This is a genomic window from Pantoea cypripedii (genome assembly GCF_002095535.1).
Classification (GTDB): Bacteria; Pseudomonadota; Gammaproteobacteria; order Enterobacterales; family Enterobacteriaceae; genus Pantoea; species Pantoea cypripedii.
Genome location: NZ_MLJI01000001.1, coordinates 960,180 through 977,101, shown reverse-complemented (window position 1 = coordinate 977,101; position 16,922 = coordinate 960,180). Strand labels below are relative to the sequence as shown.

Here is a 16,922-nt window from a genome sequence, read left to right as displayed (position 1 = left end):
AGAAAATGTGTATCAGGAGCCAAACCATGCTGATTGGTTTTGTTTTATTAGTGAGCGCTTGTGGGCACGATGCCTGTGATGCCTTGCCCGTGTCGGAACATATTTATCCGACCAAAGTGGCCTGTGAGCAAATGGCGGACCGGATTCATAAAGTCCGACCAAAAGTGGTACTGATTTGCGGTGAAGTACACCGTTAATTTGGTGCCGGCGAGTCTGCTGTCTGGGTATAAATTAACCAGGCGGCATTGCAAGTACGCGGCTTAGCGTTCAAAATATAAGCTGTTGTACACTTTTACCGTTGTGAATCCCATGAAGACTTCTCGCCCCCGTCGTCCGAACGGACGCTGGGTTTATTACATTTTGTATGACGGCATTCTCTGGCCCTGCCCGGTACGCTGGGAGTGGGAGAGCGGCTATGGTGGCTGGCTGCCTTTTTACTACTCACCCACCTTCGAATTTGTGGTGGGGGATCCGCGCAAAGCCTATCGTATTGCGCGCAGTAACGTACGCAGCGCGCGGCCGGACAACGAATACGCTTAAGCCTGGCCCAGCTGCCACGGCAACCAGCTGGCCGTCAGCAGATAATGCACCAGTTCCAGCACCAGAATGACCATCACCAGCACACCGAGTTTGTGGCGGCTAATCCAGTCTTTTAAGCCCATATCATTGCCGCCCAGCGAATCAGCAGCAACGCCCCGCAGATGCACAGCAGTACCAAAACCATTTTCCAGTGTTTCTTCGCAGCCAGATATTTTGCCACGCACCCTCCCGGTTGGCTGAACGTAACGATGCGCCCGCAGGCGCATCGTCGAGTTTAGCTCTGGTCCGCCGCTGAGGCGATCAATTATTCAGGGTGTAGTCGAGGGTGATCTCGGCATTCAGTACCTGGGACACCGGACACCCGGCTTTGGCTTTCTGAATAATTTCATCAAACTGGGCTTTATCAATACCGGGCAGCGATACGCTGCTGGTCAGGGCAATTTTGGTGATGGCAAAGCCTTCACCTTGCTTGTCCAGCGAGACATCCGCAGTCGTATCAATGCTTTTTGGCGGATGTCCGGCCTGGCCGAGCATCAGTGAGAGCGCCATGGAAAAACAGGCAGCATGCGCGGCACCAATCAACTCTTCCGGGTTAGTGCCCTTCTGCCCTTCAAAGCGCGTGTTAAAGCCATAAGGCTGGTTGCTCAACACGCCGCTTTCGGTACTGACGGTTCCCTTGCCTTTGATGTCACCTTCCCAATGGGCCGATCCTTTCTTATGAATGGTCATGTCATTCCTCCTGTTAGTCAGACAGGGAGTAAGTATAGACAACGCCCTTCACTCTGCCGGATCAGCTCACCGCGCGCGGACGCGCCGGGGCCAGCCCCGCTTCGGACAGCAGCGCGTTAGCCTGCACCAGCGAATCCCGCGTAATATCCGCAATGGTTTTCGCCCCGGTCAGCGTCATCGCCACCTTCATCTCTTTCTCAATCAGCGTCAGCAGATTCTCGACACCACGCTGACCATGTGTCGCCAGCGCATACAGGAAAGCACGACCGAGCAGCACGCTGTCGGCACCGAGGGCGATCATCCGCACCACATCCAGACCACTGCGAATGCCGCTGTCCGCAAGAATAGTGATATCGCCTTTCACCGCATCGGCAATGGCAGGCAGCGCCCGCGCGGAGGACAGCACGCCATCCAGCTGACGCCCACCGTGGTTAGATACCACGATACCGTCAGCGCCAAACCGCACCGCGTCGCGTGCATCTTCCGCATCAAGAATACCTTTGATCACCATCGGGCCATCCCAGAACTCACGGATCCACTCCAGATCCTGCCAGGAAATCGACGGGTCAAAATTATTCGCCAGCCAGCCAATATAATCTTCCAGTCCGGTCGGTTTGCCGAGATAGGTGGAGATATTGCCGAGATCGTGCGGACGGCCATGCAAACCGACATCCCACGCCCATTGCGGATGGGTCACCGCCTGCCAGTAACGACGCAGCGCCGCATTTGGCCCACTCATCCCGGAGTGCGCATCACGGTAGCGCGCCCCCGGCGTGGGCATATCCACGGTAAACACCAGCGTTGAGCAACCCGCCGCTTTGGCACGTTCCAGCGCATTGCGCATAAAACCGCGATCGCGCAACACATACAGCTGGAACCACATCGGACGATTAATAGCCGGAGCCACTTCCTCAATAGGGCACACTGAAACCGTCGATAAAGTAAACGGAATCCCTTTTAACGCGGCGGCGCGTGCTGCCTGCACTTCGCCGCGCCGGGCATACATGCCGCACAGCCCCACCGGTGCCAGTGCCACCGGCATCGATAAGGTTTCATTGAACAGTTTGGTCTCAAGGCTGAGATCTGACATGTTCTTCAGCACACGCTGACGCAATGCGATCTCCGCGAGATCCGACACGTTATGCCGCAGCGTATGCTCCGCATAGGCACCCCCGTCGATATAATGAAACAGGAACGGCGGCAGAATACGTTGCGCCGCGGCGCGGTAGTCACTTGCAGCAGAAATGATCATCAGGATTTGTCCTTGCGTTTATCCAGGTCATGGCCCGGCAGACGGGTAATACGCGCCTGTCGGGCTTCATCTTCATGCAGGGTTTTTAAGGTGGTGTGGACGAAGCCGAGGTGGTCCATCGCCGCGAGGCGTGCCGCTTCAGCATCCCCCGCCAGAATGGCGTTCAGCAAAGCCTGATGTTGTTCCGTCAGGCGGTCAAAAATCACCGGCTGGGTATACATGCGCTGACGGCTTTGCATCACGGAAGATTGCAGCAGTTCGAAGAAACCGCGCATGGTCTGCAACAGCACCACATTGTGCGAGGCTTCGGCAATGGCAAGGTGAAAACGCACGTCAGCCTGAGCGGCCAAATCGGGATCATCACGCTCACTCAGTTTCAGCGTGGCATCGAAGGCATACTGCAATTTCTCTTTATCCGCCTCTGTGGCGCGTAACGCCGCATGCCAGGCGGTGCTGGCTTCGATGGCGTGACGCGCTTCGAGGATGTCATAACGGTAATCAGGATCGTCAGCCAGCAGCTGACGAATCGGGGCAACAATACGTTGTTCTGACCACGGCTCCTGCGGCTCGCAAAGCCAGGTGCCGCCGCCGCGTCGGCTGATTAACACGCCGCTGCTGATCAGTTGCTGAATGGCCTCGCGCAGCGACGAGCGCGAAACCCCAAATTCAGCCGCCAGCTGCCGCTCTGCCGGCAGGCGCATGCCGGGTTGCAGCTGGTGCTCATCAATCCAGGCGCGCAACCGCGCCCGCAACGTCTCCGCTAAACGCGGCGTGTTTTCTGTCATGGAATCATCCAGGTTAAGACATAAGCCTGTAGCGTGGTGATCACCCCCACCATGCAGGTGAAGATCAGGCTGTGTTTGACGGTAAAACGGAACAGGTCCGACTCTTTGCCCACCAGCCCAACGGCGGCACAGGCAATGGCGATTGACTGTGGTGAAATCATCTTGCCCGTCACCCCGCCGGTGGTATTGGCCGCCACCAGCAGCACGTCGGACACCCCAATCTGTTGCGCCGTGGTGGCCTGCAAAGCGGCAAACAAGGCGTTTGATGAGGTATCCGATCCGGTCAGGAACACCCCAAGCCAGCCGAGGAACGGTGAGAAGAAGGTAAAGGCATCGCCGGTATGGGCCAGCGCCAGCGCTAAAGTGGCAGACAGACCGGAGTAGTTGGAAATAAAGGCGAAGGCCAGCACCATGCCAATCGAGTAAATCGGCAGCGCCAGCTCTTTCAGCGTCTCGCCAAAGGTTTCCAGTGCCGCTTTGGGCTTCATCCGCAGCCAAATCACTGACAACACCGCCGCCACCAGAATCGCGGTACCGGTCGCCGAGACCACATCAAATTTGAACAGCGCCGGATAGGGTGTGGCGCTACCGACCACCGGCGGCATACGCGCCACCAGTTCATGCAGCAACGGCACCGGAACGGTAAACACCCAGTCATACAGCGCGCCGCCTTTGGCAAACAACGCTTTGAACGGCGGGATACTCCATAGCGTGACGGTGGCGGTGAGGAACAGGAACGGCATCCAGGCGCGGATGACCTGCGCGGCGCTATAACGCTGACGCGCCAGGTTCTGATCCACCAGCGAAGTACCCACATCATTGAAGCGGAAAATCCGTACCGGTTTCCAGCGACGCAGGAACAGCGTCAGACAGATCAGGGAGGCCAGCGAGGAAATGATATCCGGCAGCTCCGGGCCGAGGAAGTTGGAGCTGAGGAACTGGGCGATGGCGAACGATCCCCCCGCCACCATCACCGCAGGCCAGGTTTCTTTCACCCCACGCCAGCCATCCATAATCGCCATGATCCAGAACAGCACGATGATGGTCAGGAACGGCAGCTGACGCCCTGCCATCTGCCCGATTTGGAAGCTGTCCAGCCCGGTGACCTGCCCGGCAACAATGATCGGGATCCCCATCGCGCCAAACGCCACCGGCGCGGTGTTGACGATCAGACACAAGCCAGCGGCGTACAGCGGATTGAAACCCAGCCCCACCAGCAGCGCGGCGGTGATCGCCACCGGTGCGCCAAAGCCCGCCGCCCCTTCGAGGAAGGCACCAAATGAAAAGCCGACAATCAGCATCTGCAAACGCTGATCCGGGGTGATCGACAGAATCGAAGCACGAATAATGTCGAACTGACCGGTTTTCACCGAAATTTTGTAGACGAACACCGCCGCGATGATGATCCAGGCGATCGGCCACAGGCCATAAAGAAAACCATAAACCACCGAGGCCAGCGCCTGCCCCACCGGCATACCGTACAACAGCAAGGCCACCAGCAGTGCCAGCACCACTGTCGCCGTACCCGCCTGATAGCCTTTCAGCTTGAGCTTAATCAGCGCGAAGAAGAAGAACACAATCGGGATCACCGCCACCAGGCTGGAGAGCCAGATATTGTCGAGAGGATCATAATTTTGTTGCCAGACTTGCATGCTGCGATCTCCAGAGGTCACCAGAAGTCTGCGTGACGCATCAGAAGTGCACCACACGTGATTTGCCGCTGTTTTTAGCTAAATTGGTCCGACCAAAATTCAGCTAACCGGGCTTTCTGGCTCCAGATAGTTAACGCATTGTTAACATAAAGCAACGAGGCTGGGGTGATTTTTCGTATTATGTGACGTCCTGGCAACATTTAAAGCCAATTGGTAGGACCAATCAGCTACCGAAGTCTGCCTTCTGAAACAAGAAAGCCTCCGCAAAGGAGGCTTTATGAACGTAAAGGCAGGGATAACATGCATCCGCCGCCATGTGCTGGATTATTACGATAACATCTGAATAGCCAGCGCATACAGCCGCTGGTTTTCTTCGTCGCTGACAGGCTCTTCTTCCGCGTAACAGGCAATCATGGAACTGACTTTGTCAGATGACAGCGTCTCTCCATGAATGTGTAGGGTTAACACGGCGCGGCCGACGATTTTCAGAATGTCCTCGTTTTGTCCCTGGACGTAGTGACTCAATGAAGTGACCTCTGAAGTTGTTTTATATCGCCAAATGGCGCGCTAAATATAAAACAGACTAACGGCCTCGTTTAATCGGAATTTCCTGTAACAGACAGGTCATATAAGCATAACATCAGTAAAAAGGTGATATCCTGCCGTCAATTTGCTGACATCATGATGTTAAATCGACTATTTTTTGCCAGACAGGTTTTTTCAGCCGTTCGGAGATTTCGGAAAATTCATTAGAACTTTGCGATAATACCTGTCAAAAAATAAACTAAATATTTCCAGATGTTTATTGTTTCCCGCAGGTAATCACCCTGCTGACACCCGCGCGATTTATCATTGATGATACCGCCCCTTTCTGCCAGACTGGCCGCCGCAACTCCGCCCGATATCAGAGACTGTTCCGTGACTGCTTTTTCTACCCTGACGCAACTGCCCGCCAGCCAACTCGACAACCTGCGCGAGATGGGTTTTGACGCCATGACGCCCATTCAGGCTGCCGCCCTGCCCGCCATTTTGCAGGGGCGCGATGTGCGTGCGCAGGCAAAAACCGGTAGTGGTAAAACTGCCGCCTTTGGTATCGGACTGCTGCAACGGATTGAAAACAGCCAGTTTCATACTCAGGCGCTGGTACTGTGCCCGACACGCGAACTGGCCGACCAGGTCAGCAACGTGCTGCGCCAGCTGGCACGCTTCACACGCAACATTAAGATCCTGACGTTATGTGGTGGACAGCCGATGAGCGCGCAGCGCGATTCGCTGGTACACGCCCCGCATATCGTAGTCGGCACGCCGGGCCGTATTCTTGATCATCTGAAGCGCGACAACCTCGACCTCAGCCAGCTGCAAACCCTGGTGCTGGATGAGGCGGATCGTATGCTGGAGATGGGTTTCCGTGACGACATGGAAGCGATTATCGGCTTTACCCCGGCATCCCGTCAGACATTGCTGTTTTCCGCCACCTGGCCAGACAGCATCGCCAGCCTGAGCGAGCGCTATCAGCGTGACGCACTGGCAGTGGCGACCGAAACCGAAGCCGAGCTGCCCGCCATTGAGCAGCAGTTTGTCGAAGTCAGCGCCAGCGAACGTATCAATCTGCTGAGCGCGCAGCTCAGCCAGCAGCAACCTGCTTCCTGTGTGGTGTTCTGCAACACCAAACGTGAGTGCGATGACATTGCCGCCGCCCTGAACGATCGTCAGATTAGCGCCCTCGCCCTGCATGGCGATCTGGAACAACGCGATCGTGAACGCGTATTGATCCGCTTTGCCAATGGCAGCAGCCGGGTGTTGATCGCTACCGATGTGGCGGCACGTGGTCTGGACATTAAAGCGCTGTCGCTGGTGGTGAATTTCCAGCTGGCATGGGATCCGGAAGTGCACCTGCACCGCATTGGTCGTACTGGCCGCGCCGGAGAAACCGGTCTGGCGGTCAGTTTTGTCGCTGCCGACGAGATGGTGCGCGCCCATGCCCTGGAAGATTATCTGCAACAGAAACTCAAATGGGTTGCCGCCAGCACCCTGAAAGGCAATGCGGTAAAAGCGCTGCCTGCCACGATGATGACGTTGTGTATCGATGGTGGCCGCAAAGCCAAAATCCGTCCCGGTGATATCCTCGGCGCACTGACGGGCGACGCCGGTTTCAATGCCGATCAGATCGGTAAGATCGATCTCACCCCCACCCATGCTTATGTCGCGATTGCGGCCTCCCAGGCCAAAGCGGCCTTGATCAAGCTAAAAGAAGGCAAGATCAAAGGCAAAAGCGTGCGTGCCATTCTGCTGAAATGATCCTGCTAGCGTGAGGGTGATCGCCTTCACGCTAAAATTCCCCTCTCCACTCTCTATTTTTTAACCAACCTGCCGATAACTCGATCACGGCGATGTTGCCATGCCCTTAACACAGCCCTGAGCGAGGCCAGGATGGATAATTTCCAGAAAGAGATCGATGAACGCGCTAACCTCGCGTTATCAAACAAATTCGAACTGCTGCTATTCCGCCTCGGCTCCGATCAGCGGAAAGGCAAATCCGAGCTGTACGGGATTAACGTATTCAAACTGCGTGAAATCGTACCGATGCCGAATATTACCCGTGCTGCGGGTATGCAGTCCCCCCTGCTGGGCATGGCCAGCATTCGCGATCAGTTTATTCCGGTGATCGACCTGCCTGCCGTGACCGGCTGCACCCCGGAAACCGGGCTGAATTTGCTGCTGGTGACAGAATATGCGCGCAGCACCCAGGCCTTCGCGGTGGAATCGGTGGAAAACATCGTGCGTCTCGACTGGAATCAGGTGCACACCGCTGAGGCGGGTATCGGTAGTCGCAACATCACCAGCATTGCCTGCCTCGATAGCGACGGTGACAGCAACAATCTGGCCCTGGTGCTGGATGTCGAACAGATCCTGTATGACATCATCCCATCGGTACGTGGCGTCGAGCCGGGCGAAGAGACGGTGAAAAACTTCAACCTCAAGCCAGGCCAGGTCGCGATTGTGGCGGAAGACTCTAAAGTGGCGCGTCAGCTGCTGGAGCAGGGTCTGAAAAGCATGGGCATCCCCGCCATCATGCACAACACCGGTCTTGAGGCGTGGCAAAAAATCACCCAGATGCAGCAGGAAGCGCAGGCGGCGGGTCAGTCCATCCATGACAAAATTGCGCTGGTGCTGACGGATCTCGAAATGCCAGAGATGGACGGTTTTACCCTGACGCGTAACATCAAACGTGATGATGTGCTGCGCCATATTCCGGTGGTGATCCACTCCTCTCTCTCCGGCAGCGCTAACGAAGATCATGTGCGCAAAGTCGGGGCCGATGGTTATGTGGCAAAATTCGAAATTAACGAATTGTCGAATGTGATTTACCGCGTGCTGGAAGCGGTGCGCTAAATCACGCGTGCGGCGCGAGTTATCGCGCCGCTGCATGTTACATCCCGCCTGCAAGATGTCATTTCCGGTCAAATTTTTGTGACACACCTCTAAAAAATTAAAGTAAAAACATTAACATCCGATAACCATAGCGCTTGCGCGTGCCGGTCAGGCTTGTCCCGCCGAAGTGAGTACACTTTTTTTTCCTTAAAAAACATCAACCTGATGCAGATAACTCATCTGCTTTTCTATCTTGAAAACCATACATTTTGGTATCACGGGGAGAACCTATGTTGAGCTTTAAGAACCTGAAGGTCGGCGTCCGGCTGGGCATCGCCTTTGGCCTGGTGGTGGCGCTGCTGGTGGTGGTGGGAATTACCTCCATCACGAAAATCAGCAACATCAAAAATGGCATCACCTCCATTGTCGAAGATCGTTATGTCAAAGTGCGCCTGGGATTTGATGTGCGCGATGGCGTCAACGATCAGATCAAATACCTGCGCGGCATCGTCATCGATACCACCCGTCCGGAGAACAACGAAAAACGCTTCAAACAACTGGCTGAAGCGACCGACCGTACCAACACGGCGATGAAAAAAATCGAAGCGATCCAGGTGACCGCTGTCGGGAAAAAGAAGATCGCCGGTCTGCTGGAAGCCAGTCATAAGTTTGAACAGCAGAAAAATGCGCTGCTGGATCTGGTGCGTGCAGGCAATCTGGATGGTGCCAGTACCTATGTGCTGAAATCGATCACCGATACCCAGAATACCTATCTCGACAGTGCTAACGCGTTTGCCAATTCGCAGTCTGAACAGCTGCAGAAGGAAGGGATTACCATTATTGCCGATGGTTCAACCGCCATCATGGTGACGCTGGTGTTCTCCGCTATCGCCATTGTCGCCTCGATTATCCTCGGCTTTTTACTGACGCGTTCGATCGTACGTCCGCTGAATGAAGCGGTTGAGATTGCCGGTAAAGTCGCGGCGGGCGATCTCAGCACCCACATTGAAGTGAAAAGCACCGATGAAACCGGCGTGCTGATGCGTGCGTTGCAAAGCATGAACGATAACCTGCTGACCATCGTTTCTGATGTGCGTGCCGGTTCTGACACCATTGCCGTGGCATCCAACCAGATCTCCAGCGGCAACCTTGACCTCTCCTCGCGTACCGAACAGCAGGCCAGTTCGCTGGAAGAAACCGCCTCAGCGATGGAGCAAATGACCTCAACGGTGAAACACAACGCCGAGAACGCGCGTGAGGCTAACAAGCTGGTCGCCAACACCTCTGATGTGGCGAAAGAAGGTGGCGAGGTGATGGAGCAGGTGATTGAGAAGATGGAGGCCATTGCGCTGTCATCGAAGAAGATTGTCGATATCATCAGCGTGATTGACTCCATTGCCTTCCAGACCAACATCCTGTCACTCAACGCCGCAGTGGAAGCCGCGCGTGCCGGTGAACAAGGGCGTGGTTTTGCCGTGGTCGCCAGCGAAGTCCGCAATCTGGCACAGCGCTCTGCCTCAGCAGCGAAAGAGATCAAAGTGCTGATTGAAGATTCGGTGGCGAAAGTGGATGAAGGCAGCCGTCTGGTCTCTCATGCCGGTTCAACCATCGGTGAAGTGGTCAACAGCGTGAAAAGCGTGGCGGATATCATGGGTGAAATCACCATTGCCAGCAACGAGCAGAGCAGCGGCATCAGCGAAATCAATCTGGCGATTACCCAGATGGAAGCGGTAACACAGCAGAATGCCGCACTGGTACAGGAAGCGTCGGCAGCCTCCCAGGCATTGCAGGACCAGGCTGAGCGTCTGGCGCAATCAATGAGTGTGTTTAAAACTGGCCGCACGTTAGAACTGAGCGCGGTGTAAGGCAATTTAACGGTGGCGAGAATTCGCCACCGTCATGGCATTAATTCGCCAGCGAATAAAAAATGGATGAAATTGCCAGCACGCCGACAATCACCACAAATCCATTGCTGATCTTCCCGCTGTACTGACGCATTGCCGGCACTTTCTGAATGGCATACATCGGCATCAGGAACAGCAGCATGGCAATAATCGGCCCGCCCAGGGTCTCAATCATCCCCAGAATGCTCGGATTGAGCGTCGCCACCAGCCAGGTGGTCAGCAGCATAAACAGCGACGTCAGACGGTTCAGACGCTGCGGTGCAACACTTTTCCCCCGACTGCGCAGCGATTTAATCACCAGCCCATTAAAACCTTCACGCGCGCCAAGATAATGGCCAAGGAAAGATTTGGTGATCGCGACCATCGCCACAATCGGTCCCAGCCAGGCGATCATCGGCACGTTAAAGTGATTGGCCAGGTAAGACAGAATGGTGATGTTTTGCGCTTTGGCCGCATCAAGATCCGCCGGTGACAGGCTCAGCACACAGCTAAACACAAAGAACATCACCGTCAGCACCATCATCAGATGGGCGCAGGCCAGGATACGGGAACACTTCTGTTCCGCCCCTGCGCCATATTCTTCGCGCTTTGCCACGGCAAAAGAGGAGATGATCGGTGAATGGTTAAAGGAAAACACCATCACCGGAATCGCCAGCCACAGCGTCATCCAGATATTGCTGTCGCCGCTACTCTGGCTGAATGACAGACTTTCCAGCGCTGCGCCATGCCAGTGCGGCACCAGATAGCACGCCAGCAGCATCAGTACCGCCACAAACGGGAACACCAGCACGCTCATCGCTTTGACGATCATCTGCTCGCCAAAACGCACCACGGTCATCATGCCAACAATCAAAATCAGCGCCAGCACGGCACGCGGCGGCGATACCAGGCCCAGTTGATGCACGATAAAGCTATCGACGGTGTTGGTAATCGCCACGCTGTACATCAGCAGGATGGGATAAATGGCAAAAAAGTAGAGCAGCGTGATGATCTTACCCGCGCCCACGCCAAAATGTTCTTCCACCACTTCAGTGATATTTTCGCCGGGATTTTTCCCGGAGAGCACAAACCGCGTCAGTGCACGGTGGGCATAAAACGTCATCGGAAAGGCGAGAATCGCCATGATAATCAGCGGAATCAAACCGCCTGCCCCGGCATTGATGGGCAGAAACAACACCCCTGCCCCAATCGCCGTACCGTACAAGCCCAGCATCCACACGGTATCACTTTTTCGCCAGCCCTTTGCGGCTACCTCGACGGCACCCGCCGTGCCGGTTTGCGTGGTTTCCATCTGTCTCTCCAGAATGAATCTTGATCCAAAGCACAGCCGGTATCGGCTGCGAATTATGACGCGGTCGGCGCGACACCCTCATGCTAACCGTTTTTTTACGGCCCGGATGGCATAAACGCAAAAATCGGTCACAAAAGTGTGATTAATGCTCATGTCGACTATTTAATGGACATAAATGCACGAAGTAAGCACGCAACCGTTTGCCTGGGCGCTATTTGACCTGAGACGTGAAAAGAGTGCAAGGGGGAACATTGGGGGTTGATAGCGGGGTGGATTAATTTAACTGGTGCCGGTAATAGGAGTCGAACCTACGACCTTCGCATTACGAATGCGCTGCTCTACCAACTGAGCTATACCGGCATAAGGCGGGAACTACGGGGCAACACGTTAGAAAAAACCGCCACATGAGTCAAGCGCCAAAGCACGGGGAGTTAGTTTTCTCAGCATTAGCTGATAAAAACGTTCATATCGCACACAAAAACACTCGTCGGTGATGGCTGGTAAGACGCCTCACAGCTTGTATTCGCCATTAAAAAATTAGATTAAAAATTAACGCATCGAATTAACAGAAGACATTAAATAAATCCGTTAATTAAAAAAATAGAAAAGTAAAAATAATTAAAATAAACACCAGGTTTAATAAAAAACAGAGTAGACTGCCTGCGGGCGCTTGAGGCAATCTGCCTTAAGCATCAGAAAGGATAATTGAGGTGGATTGTGGAGAGGTTGCTCGCGGGATTAATTTTACTTAACCACCGCGAGCGAGCGACTACCCAACCACATCTCAACAATGTCAGGGTAGTCGCTTGCTCGCTTTAAATCAAGGAGTAAGTGACGATGAAGTCAATATTCAGCCAGCTGATTATCAGCGGACTCATTTTATTAGTTCTGTGTCTGATTAATCGCAGTTCGTTATGCGAGTTACGATTAAAGATATTCACAGCTGAATTATCTGCGGTAATGGCCTGCGAGTTACGATCGTAGAAACTTCATAAGCGGGGGATTTCCCCCGCTATTCCGTCATTGTTTACATGTTTGCTCAGGCGCCCATTTCTTTATTTAAGTAACGAGAACACGTAATTAAAAACCGTAAATACCATACATGCGTAATATCAGTTCCGCATCGCATTATTAATAAAAAAATAGGCACCGCTTCGGGTGCCCATTTCCAGACTAAATAAACATCAACCGCGTGGCGTATCGTTGCCCCAGCCAATCCATTTGTAGGTGGTTAAGGCTTCGAGGCCCATTGGCCCACGCGCATGAAGTTTTTGTGTACTGACAGCCACTTCAGCACCCAGGCCAAACTGGCCGCCATCGGTGAAGCGCGTGCTGGCATTAACGTAAACTGCCGATGAATCGACCTGATTCACGAAACGGTTGGCGTTGCTGATGCTACGCGTCAGGATGCCATCCGAGTGTTGAGTACCATGAAGCCGAATATGGTCAATCGCCTCATCAATGCTATCCACCAACTTGATATTCAGATCGTTCGACAACCATTCATCGTCATATTCGGCAGCCTTCACCGCCACCACACTGGCCGGACCGTTCTGCACCAGTGCGATGATGTTCTCATCAGCATGCAGCGCAATCTGTTCCTGCGCCATACGTTGCAGGAAAGCAGGCAGGAAGCGTGCGGCCTGATCGCGATGAATCAGCAGCGTTTCCAGTGAGTTACAGGCACTCGGGCGCTGCTTTTTAGCGTTGACGATGACCGTCAGCGCCGCTTCGATGTCCATGGTTTCATCAAGATACAGATGGCACACCCCAATCCCCCCGGTGATCACCGGAATGGTCGAGTTTTCACGGCAGAGTTTGTGCAACCCGGCACCACCGCGCGGGATCAGCATATCGACATAGCGATCCAGCTTCAGCAGCTGATTAACCAATTCACGATCCGGGTTCTCAATTGCCTGGACGGCGCCCGCCGGTAAACCGTGCTGCACCAGCGCGTTCTGAATCACCCGCACCGTCGCCGCGTTAGTACGATACGTTTCTTTACCGCCGCGCAGAATCGCTGCGTTACCGGTTTTCAGGCACAGCGAGGCAACATCCACCGTGACGTTAGGACGTGCTTCATAAATCACTCCCACCACGCCTAAGGGTACCCGGCGGCGCTCAATACGCAGGCCGCTATCAAGCAACCCGCCATCAATCAGTTGTCCGACCGGATCGGCCAGACGGCATACCTGACGGACATCATCAGCGATACCTTTCAGGCGCTGTGGGTTGAGCGTCAGACGATCCAGCAGCGCGGCACTCATGCCGTTCTGGCGCGCATCGGCCAGATCCTGCTCATTCGCCGCGAGGATGTCGGCGCTTTCCGCTTCCAGCCGATCGGCGATAGTCAGCAGCACCTGGTTTTTTTCTGCGGTGGAGAGTTCCGCCAGTTTATACGACGCCGCTCGCGCCGCTTTACCCATTTCTTCTAACATCAATCGCTCCTTAACTGACGATCATATCGTCACGGTGCACGGCTACCGGGCCATATTCGTAACCGAGGATCTCGCCGATCTGCTGGCTGTGATGTCCGGCGATCATACGCATCGCATCGCTGTTATAACGTGTTACGCCATGGGCAATATCGCGCCCTTCAAGGCTGCGAATGCGGATCACTTCCCCACGCGAGAAGTTGCCCTGCACCTCACGGATACCTTTTGGCAGCAGGGAGCTGCCGCGTTCAAGAATCGCAGCCAGCGCGCCATCATCCACGGTGATTTCACCGGCCGGAGGCGCACCAAAGATCCAGCGTTTACGGTTTTCCAGTGGCGTTTGCTGCGCGTGGAAACGGGTGCCGACTGGTTTCCCGTCGATCACCTCGCCAATCACGTTGCTGCGGCTGCCTGCGGCGATAATCACATCGATACCTGCACGACAGGCAACATCCGCCGCCTGTAGCTTGGTCGCCATCCCACCGGTCCCGAGACCCGAGACGCTACCACCGGCCAGCGTGCGCAGCGCATCGTCAATCTGATGCACATCGCTGATCAGCTCCGCTTCCGGATTATTGCGTGGATCGGCCGTAAACAGCCCCTGTTGATCGGTCAGCAGCAGCAGCTTGTCAGCACCCGCCAGCATGGCGGCCAGCGCCGACAAATTATCATTATCGCCAACTTTAATTTCGGCGGTGGCAACGGCATCGTTTTCATTGATAACCGGCACGATATGGTTATCGAGCAACGCGCGCAGCGTGTCGCGTGCGTACAGGAAACGCTCACGGTCTTCCATATCAGCACGCGTCAGCAGCATCTGCCCGATATGAATGCCGTAAATCGAAAACAGCTGTTCCCACAGTTGGATCAGACGGCTCTGCCCCACCGCAGCCAGCAGCTGCTTTGAGGCGATGGTAGGTGGCAGTTCAGGGTAACCCAGGTGTTCGCGCCCGGCCGCCATCGCGCCCGAGGTGACGATAACAATACGATGACCCGCCGCATGCTGCTGTGCACACTGACGAACCAGCTCCACCATATGCGCCCGATTCAACCGACGTGAACCGCCAGTAAGAACGCTGGTACCCAACTTGACCACAAGGGTCTGACTGCCACTCATGTTTTTCCTGCCATATAAGAAAAAAGTTCTGCGAAGGGACGTTTTATCAGGAGTGAGCAAGGAAGCCAACAGCCGCCGGGGGAAAAGCACAAAAATCCCCGGACAATGCGGTAGACCAAAAGTTCGCAATTAACAAGAAATCAGAAAAACTGTCATAAAACTTTCATCGCTAAACGGTAAAAAGTCCCCGTGTTTTATTACAAGCCCTTTCACGGGCACAACAAATTTTACTCATTGGGATTGATAGCAAAATGATGAAAAGCAAACTGGCATTAGTCGTATCCGCGCTGGCTCTGGCTTCAACCGCGCATGCCGCTGAAGTTTACAACAAAGACGGTAACAAACTGGACTTCTACGGCAAAGTTAAAGCCGAAAACTACATGAGCGATAACGCCAGCTCAAACGGTGACAAATCCTACGTTCGTATCGGCTTCAAAGGTCAGACCAAGATCAACGACCTGATGACCGGTTACGGCCAGTGGGAATATCAGTACAACGTCAACAACTCTGAAGGTTCAGACGCTAACACCGGCAACAAAACCCGTCTGGGCTTTGCTGGTCTGAAATTCAGCCAGTACGGTTCATTCGACTACGGTCGTAACTACGGCGTGCTGTATGACGTGGAAGGTCTGACCGACGTATTCCCGGAATTCGGCGGCGACGGTACTGCGCGTGCGGATAACTTCATGACTCAGCGCGCTACTGGCGTAGCCACTTACCGTAACAACAACTTCTTTGGCCTGGTTGATGGTCTGCGCTTCGCGCTGCAATACCAGGGCAAAAACGATTCTACCAGCGCCAACGCCCGTGGTAGCGCCACCGATACTTCTCGTCAGAACGGCGACGGTTACGGTGCATCACTGGGTTACACCTTTGGTGATACCGGCATCAGCGCGATCAGTGCCGTCACCTCTTCTGACCGTACCAATCAGCAGGAAGCCCGTACCTACGGTAAAGGCCAGAAAGCTGAATCCTGGGGTGCTGGTCTGAAATATGACGCCAACAGCGTGTATCTGGCGGCGATCTACACCGAAACCCGCAATATGACTCCGATCAGCGGAACATATCAGGGTGCGTCAGTTTCTGGTGCCGCGAACAAAGCACAGAACCTCGAATTGGTGGCACAGTATCAGTTTGATTTCGGCCTGCGTCCGTCACTGGGTTACGTACAGACCAAAGGCAAAGATATCGAAAACGGTATCGGCGATGCCGACCTGGTGAAATACATCGACGTGGGTGCGACTTACTACTTCAACAAAAACATGTCTGTGATGGTGGATTACAAAATCAACCAGCTGTCTGACGACAACAAACTGGCACTCAACAGCGACGACGTGGTTGCAGTGGGCATGACCTACCAGTTCTGATTTAGCTTTACCCTCAATGTGTCTGAAACCAGGGGCAGGCTCATCACCTGCCCTTTTTTTATCGCCGTCAGGCGCTTAACTTTACCGGCTGCTCATCAAATCCGGCAGCAGGTTTGAGATCCAGCTTCAGTTCATGAAGTGTGGCTTTAAGACGCTCGTGGAAGTTGCGCAGCGTCTCTTCTACTCTGGCGTTATTGTCTTTGCCCTTGATCGCCGAGGCACTCCAGTTCCCCGCTTTATCAAACATACCAAACGTGTATTGGTAGGTGAAGTGATCTTCCTGCGCTTCCAGTTCCATCCACCAGCCCCAGAATTCACGGCTTTCCGGTGCCGGTTTCACATTGATGCACACAGCCAGGCAATCGAAAAAGAAGCGTGTTTCTGCGCATTTCCCTTCGCGGATATAGGGTCCCAGCTCAGTAAAACGCTTAAGCAGGCGACTACGGGGGTGACCACTCGGTAACGACATGCTAATTCT

Annotated in this window: 18 protein-coding genes and 1 tRNA gene; 7 read left to right on the top strand and 12 right to left on the bottom strand. The window is 54.4% G+C overall.

Annotation, left to right across the window (positions count from 1 at the left end; genetic code table 11):
- The first annotated feature begins 26 nt into the window (after positions 1-26).
- Entirely contained in the window at positions 27-197 is a 171-nt protein-coding gene (locus tag HA50_RS31500; RefSeq protein ID WP_167379233.1) for a hypothetical protein, read from the top strand.
- A 112-nt stretch (positions 198-309) separates the two neighbouring features.
- A complete protein-coding gene (locus HA50_RS04355; protein WP_084873005.1) occupies positions 310-540 on the top strand; it encodes a hypothetical protein in 231 nt (76 codons plus the stop codon).
- Here HA50_RS04355 and HA50_RS31990 read toward each other — a convergent pair.
- The 7 genes from HA50_RS31990 to HA50_RS04330 form a co-directional block, all read right to left on the bottom strand.
- Entirely contained in the window at positions 537-662 is a 126-nt protein-coding gene (locus HA50_RS31990; RefSeq protein WP_276329367.1) for a hypothetical protein, read from the bottom strand. The genes HA50_RS04355 and HA50_RS31990 overlap by 4 nt on opposite strands.
- Entirely contained in the window at positions 653-760 is a 108-nt protein-coding gene (gene yniD, locus HA50_RS31670; RefSeq protein ID WP_223300457.1) for a small membrane protein YniD, read from the bottom strand. The genes HA50_RS31990 and yniD overlap by 10 nt, the downstream gene beginning before the upstream one ends.
- 80 nt (positions 761-840) lie before the next feature.
- Complete coding sequence (locus tag HA50_RS04350) at positions 841-1,269, bottom strand: OsmC family protein (protein WP_084873003.1); 429 nt, start codon at positions 1,267-1,269, stop codon at positions 841-843.
- A 61-nt stretch (positions 1,270-1,330) separates the two neighbouring features.
- Positions 1,331-2,521: an FMN-dependent L-lactate dehydrogenase LldD gene (lldD, locus tag HA50_RS04345; protein ID WP_084873001.1), complete on the bottom strand. Its 1,191-nt coding sequence runs from the start codon at positions 2,519-2,521 to the stop codon at positions 1,331-1,333.
- Positions 2,521-3,306, bottom strand: a complete 786-nt coding sequence (gene lldR, locus HA50_RS04340; protein WP_084872999.1) for a transcriptional regulator LldR — start codon at positions 3,304-3,306, stop codon at positions 2,521-2,523. The genes lldD and lldR overlap by 1 nt, the downstream gene beginning before the upstream one ends.
- A complete protein-coding gene (gene lldP / locus HA50_RS04335) occupies positions 3,303-4,958 on the bottom strand; it encodes an L-lactate permease (RefSeq protein WP_084872997.1) in 1,656 nt (551 codons plus the stop codon). The genes lldR and lldP overlap by 4 nt, the downstream gene beginning before the upstream one ends.
- A gap of 327 nt (positions 4,959-5,285) precedes the next feature.
- On the bottom strand, positions 5,286-5,483 hold the full coding sequence (locus tag HA50_RS04330) for a hypothetical protein (RefSeq protein ID WP_021185917.1): 198 nt from the start codon (positions 5,481-5,483) through the stop codon (positions 5,286-5,288).
- Between the two features lie 393 nt (positions 5,484-5,876).
- On the opposite strand from HA50_RS04330, the gene dbpA reads away from it, so the two are divergent.
- The 3 genes from dbpA to HA50_RS04315 all read left to right on the top strand — a co-directional run bounded on the left by dbpA (position 5,877) and on the right by HA50_RS04315 (position 10,195).
- Positions 5,877-7,256 (top strand): ATP-dependent RNA helicase DbpA, encoded by a 1,380-nt coding sequence (gene dbpA, locus HA50_RS04325; protein WP_084872995.1) that lies wholly within the window; start codon positions 5,877-5,879, stop codon positions 7,254-7,256.
- 132 nt (positions 7,257-7,388) lie between these two features.
- Positions 7,389-8,351 carry a chemotaxis protein gene (locus HA50_RS04320; RefSeq protein WP_084872994.1) on the top strand — a complete coding sequence of 321 codons (963 nt, stop codon included), beginning with the start codon at positions 7,389-7,391 and terminating at the stop codon, positions 8,349-8,351.
- Between the two features lie 269 nt (positions 8,352-8,620).
- Positions 8,621-10,195 (top strand): methyl-accepting chemotaxis protein, encoded by a 1,575-nt coding sequence (locus tag HA50_RS04315; protein WP_084872992.1) that lies wholly within the window; start codon positions 8,621-8,623, stop codon positions 10,193-10,195.
- A gap of 40 nt (positions 10,196-10,235) precedes the next feature.
- On the opposite strand, the gene HA50_RS04310 is transcribed toward HA50_RS04315, so the two are convergent.
- Positions 10,236-11,525 carry an HAAAP family serine/threonine permease gene (locus HA50_RS04310; protein ID WP_084872990.1) on the bottom strand — a complete coding sequence of 430 codons (1,290 nt, stop codon included), beginning with the start codon at positions 11,523-11,525 and terminating at the stop codon, positions 10,236-10,238.
- Between the two features lie 284 nt (positions 11,526-11,809).
- Positions 11,810-11,885, bottom strand: a tRNA-Thr gene (locus tag HA50_RS04305).
- 477 nt (positions 11,886-12,362) lie between these two features.
- On the opposite strand from HA50_RS04305, the gene HA50_RS32115 reads away from it, so the two are divergent.
- A complete protein-coding gene (locus tag HA50_RS32115) occupies positions 12,363-12,509 on the top strand; it encodes a Hok/Gef family protein (protein WP_139810894.1) in 147 nt (48 codons plus the stop codon).
- 200 nt (positions 12,510-12,709) lie between these two features.
- On the opposite strand, the gene proA is transcribed toward HA50_RS32115, so the two are convergent.
- The gene (proA, locus tag HA50_RS04300) at positions 12,710-13,963 is read right to left on the bottom strand and encodes a glutamate-5-semialdehyde dehydrogenase (protein ID WP_084872988.1); all 1,254 of its coding nucleotides are present in this window, start codon (positions 13,961-13,963) and stop codon (positions 12,710-12,712) included.
- Positions 13,964-13,973: 10 nt separating this feature from the next.
- Positions 13,974-15,077: a glutamate 5-kinase gene (gene proB / locus HA50_RS04295; protein ID WP_084872985.1), complete on the bottom strand. Its 1,104-nt coding sequence runs from the start codon at positions 15,075-15,077 to the stop codon at positions 13,974-13,976.
- Positions 15,078-15,328: 251 nt separating this feature from the next.
- Here proB and HA50_RS04290 point away from each other — a divergent pair, with 251 nt between their 5' ends.
- Positions 15,329-16,444 (top strand): porin, encoded by a 1,116-nt coding sequence (locus HA50_RS04290; protein WP_084872984.1) that lies wholly within the window; start codon positions 15,329-15,331, stop codon positions 16,442-16,444.
- A gap of 67 nt (positions 16,445-16,511) precedes the next feature.
- On the opposite strand, the gene crl is transcribed toward HA50_RS04290, so the two are convergent.
- Positions 16,512-16,913 carry a sigma factor-binding protein Crl gene (gene crl, locus HA50_RS04285; protein ID WP_084872982.1) on the bottom strand — a complete coding sequence of 134 codons (402 nt, stop codon included), beginning with the start codon at positions 16,911-16,913 and terminating at the stop codon, positions 16,512-16,514.
- Positions 16,914-16,922: the final 9 nt, after the last annotated feature.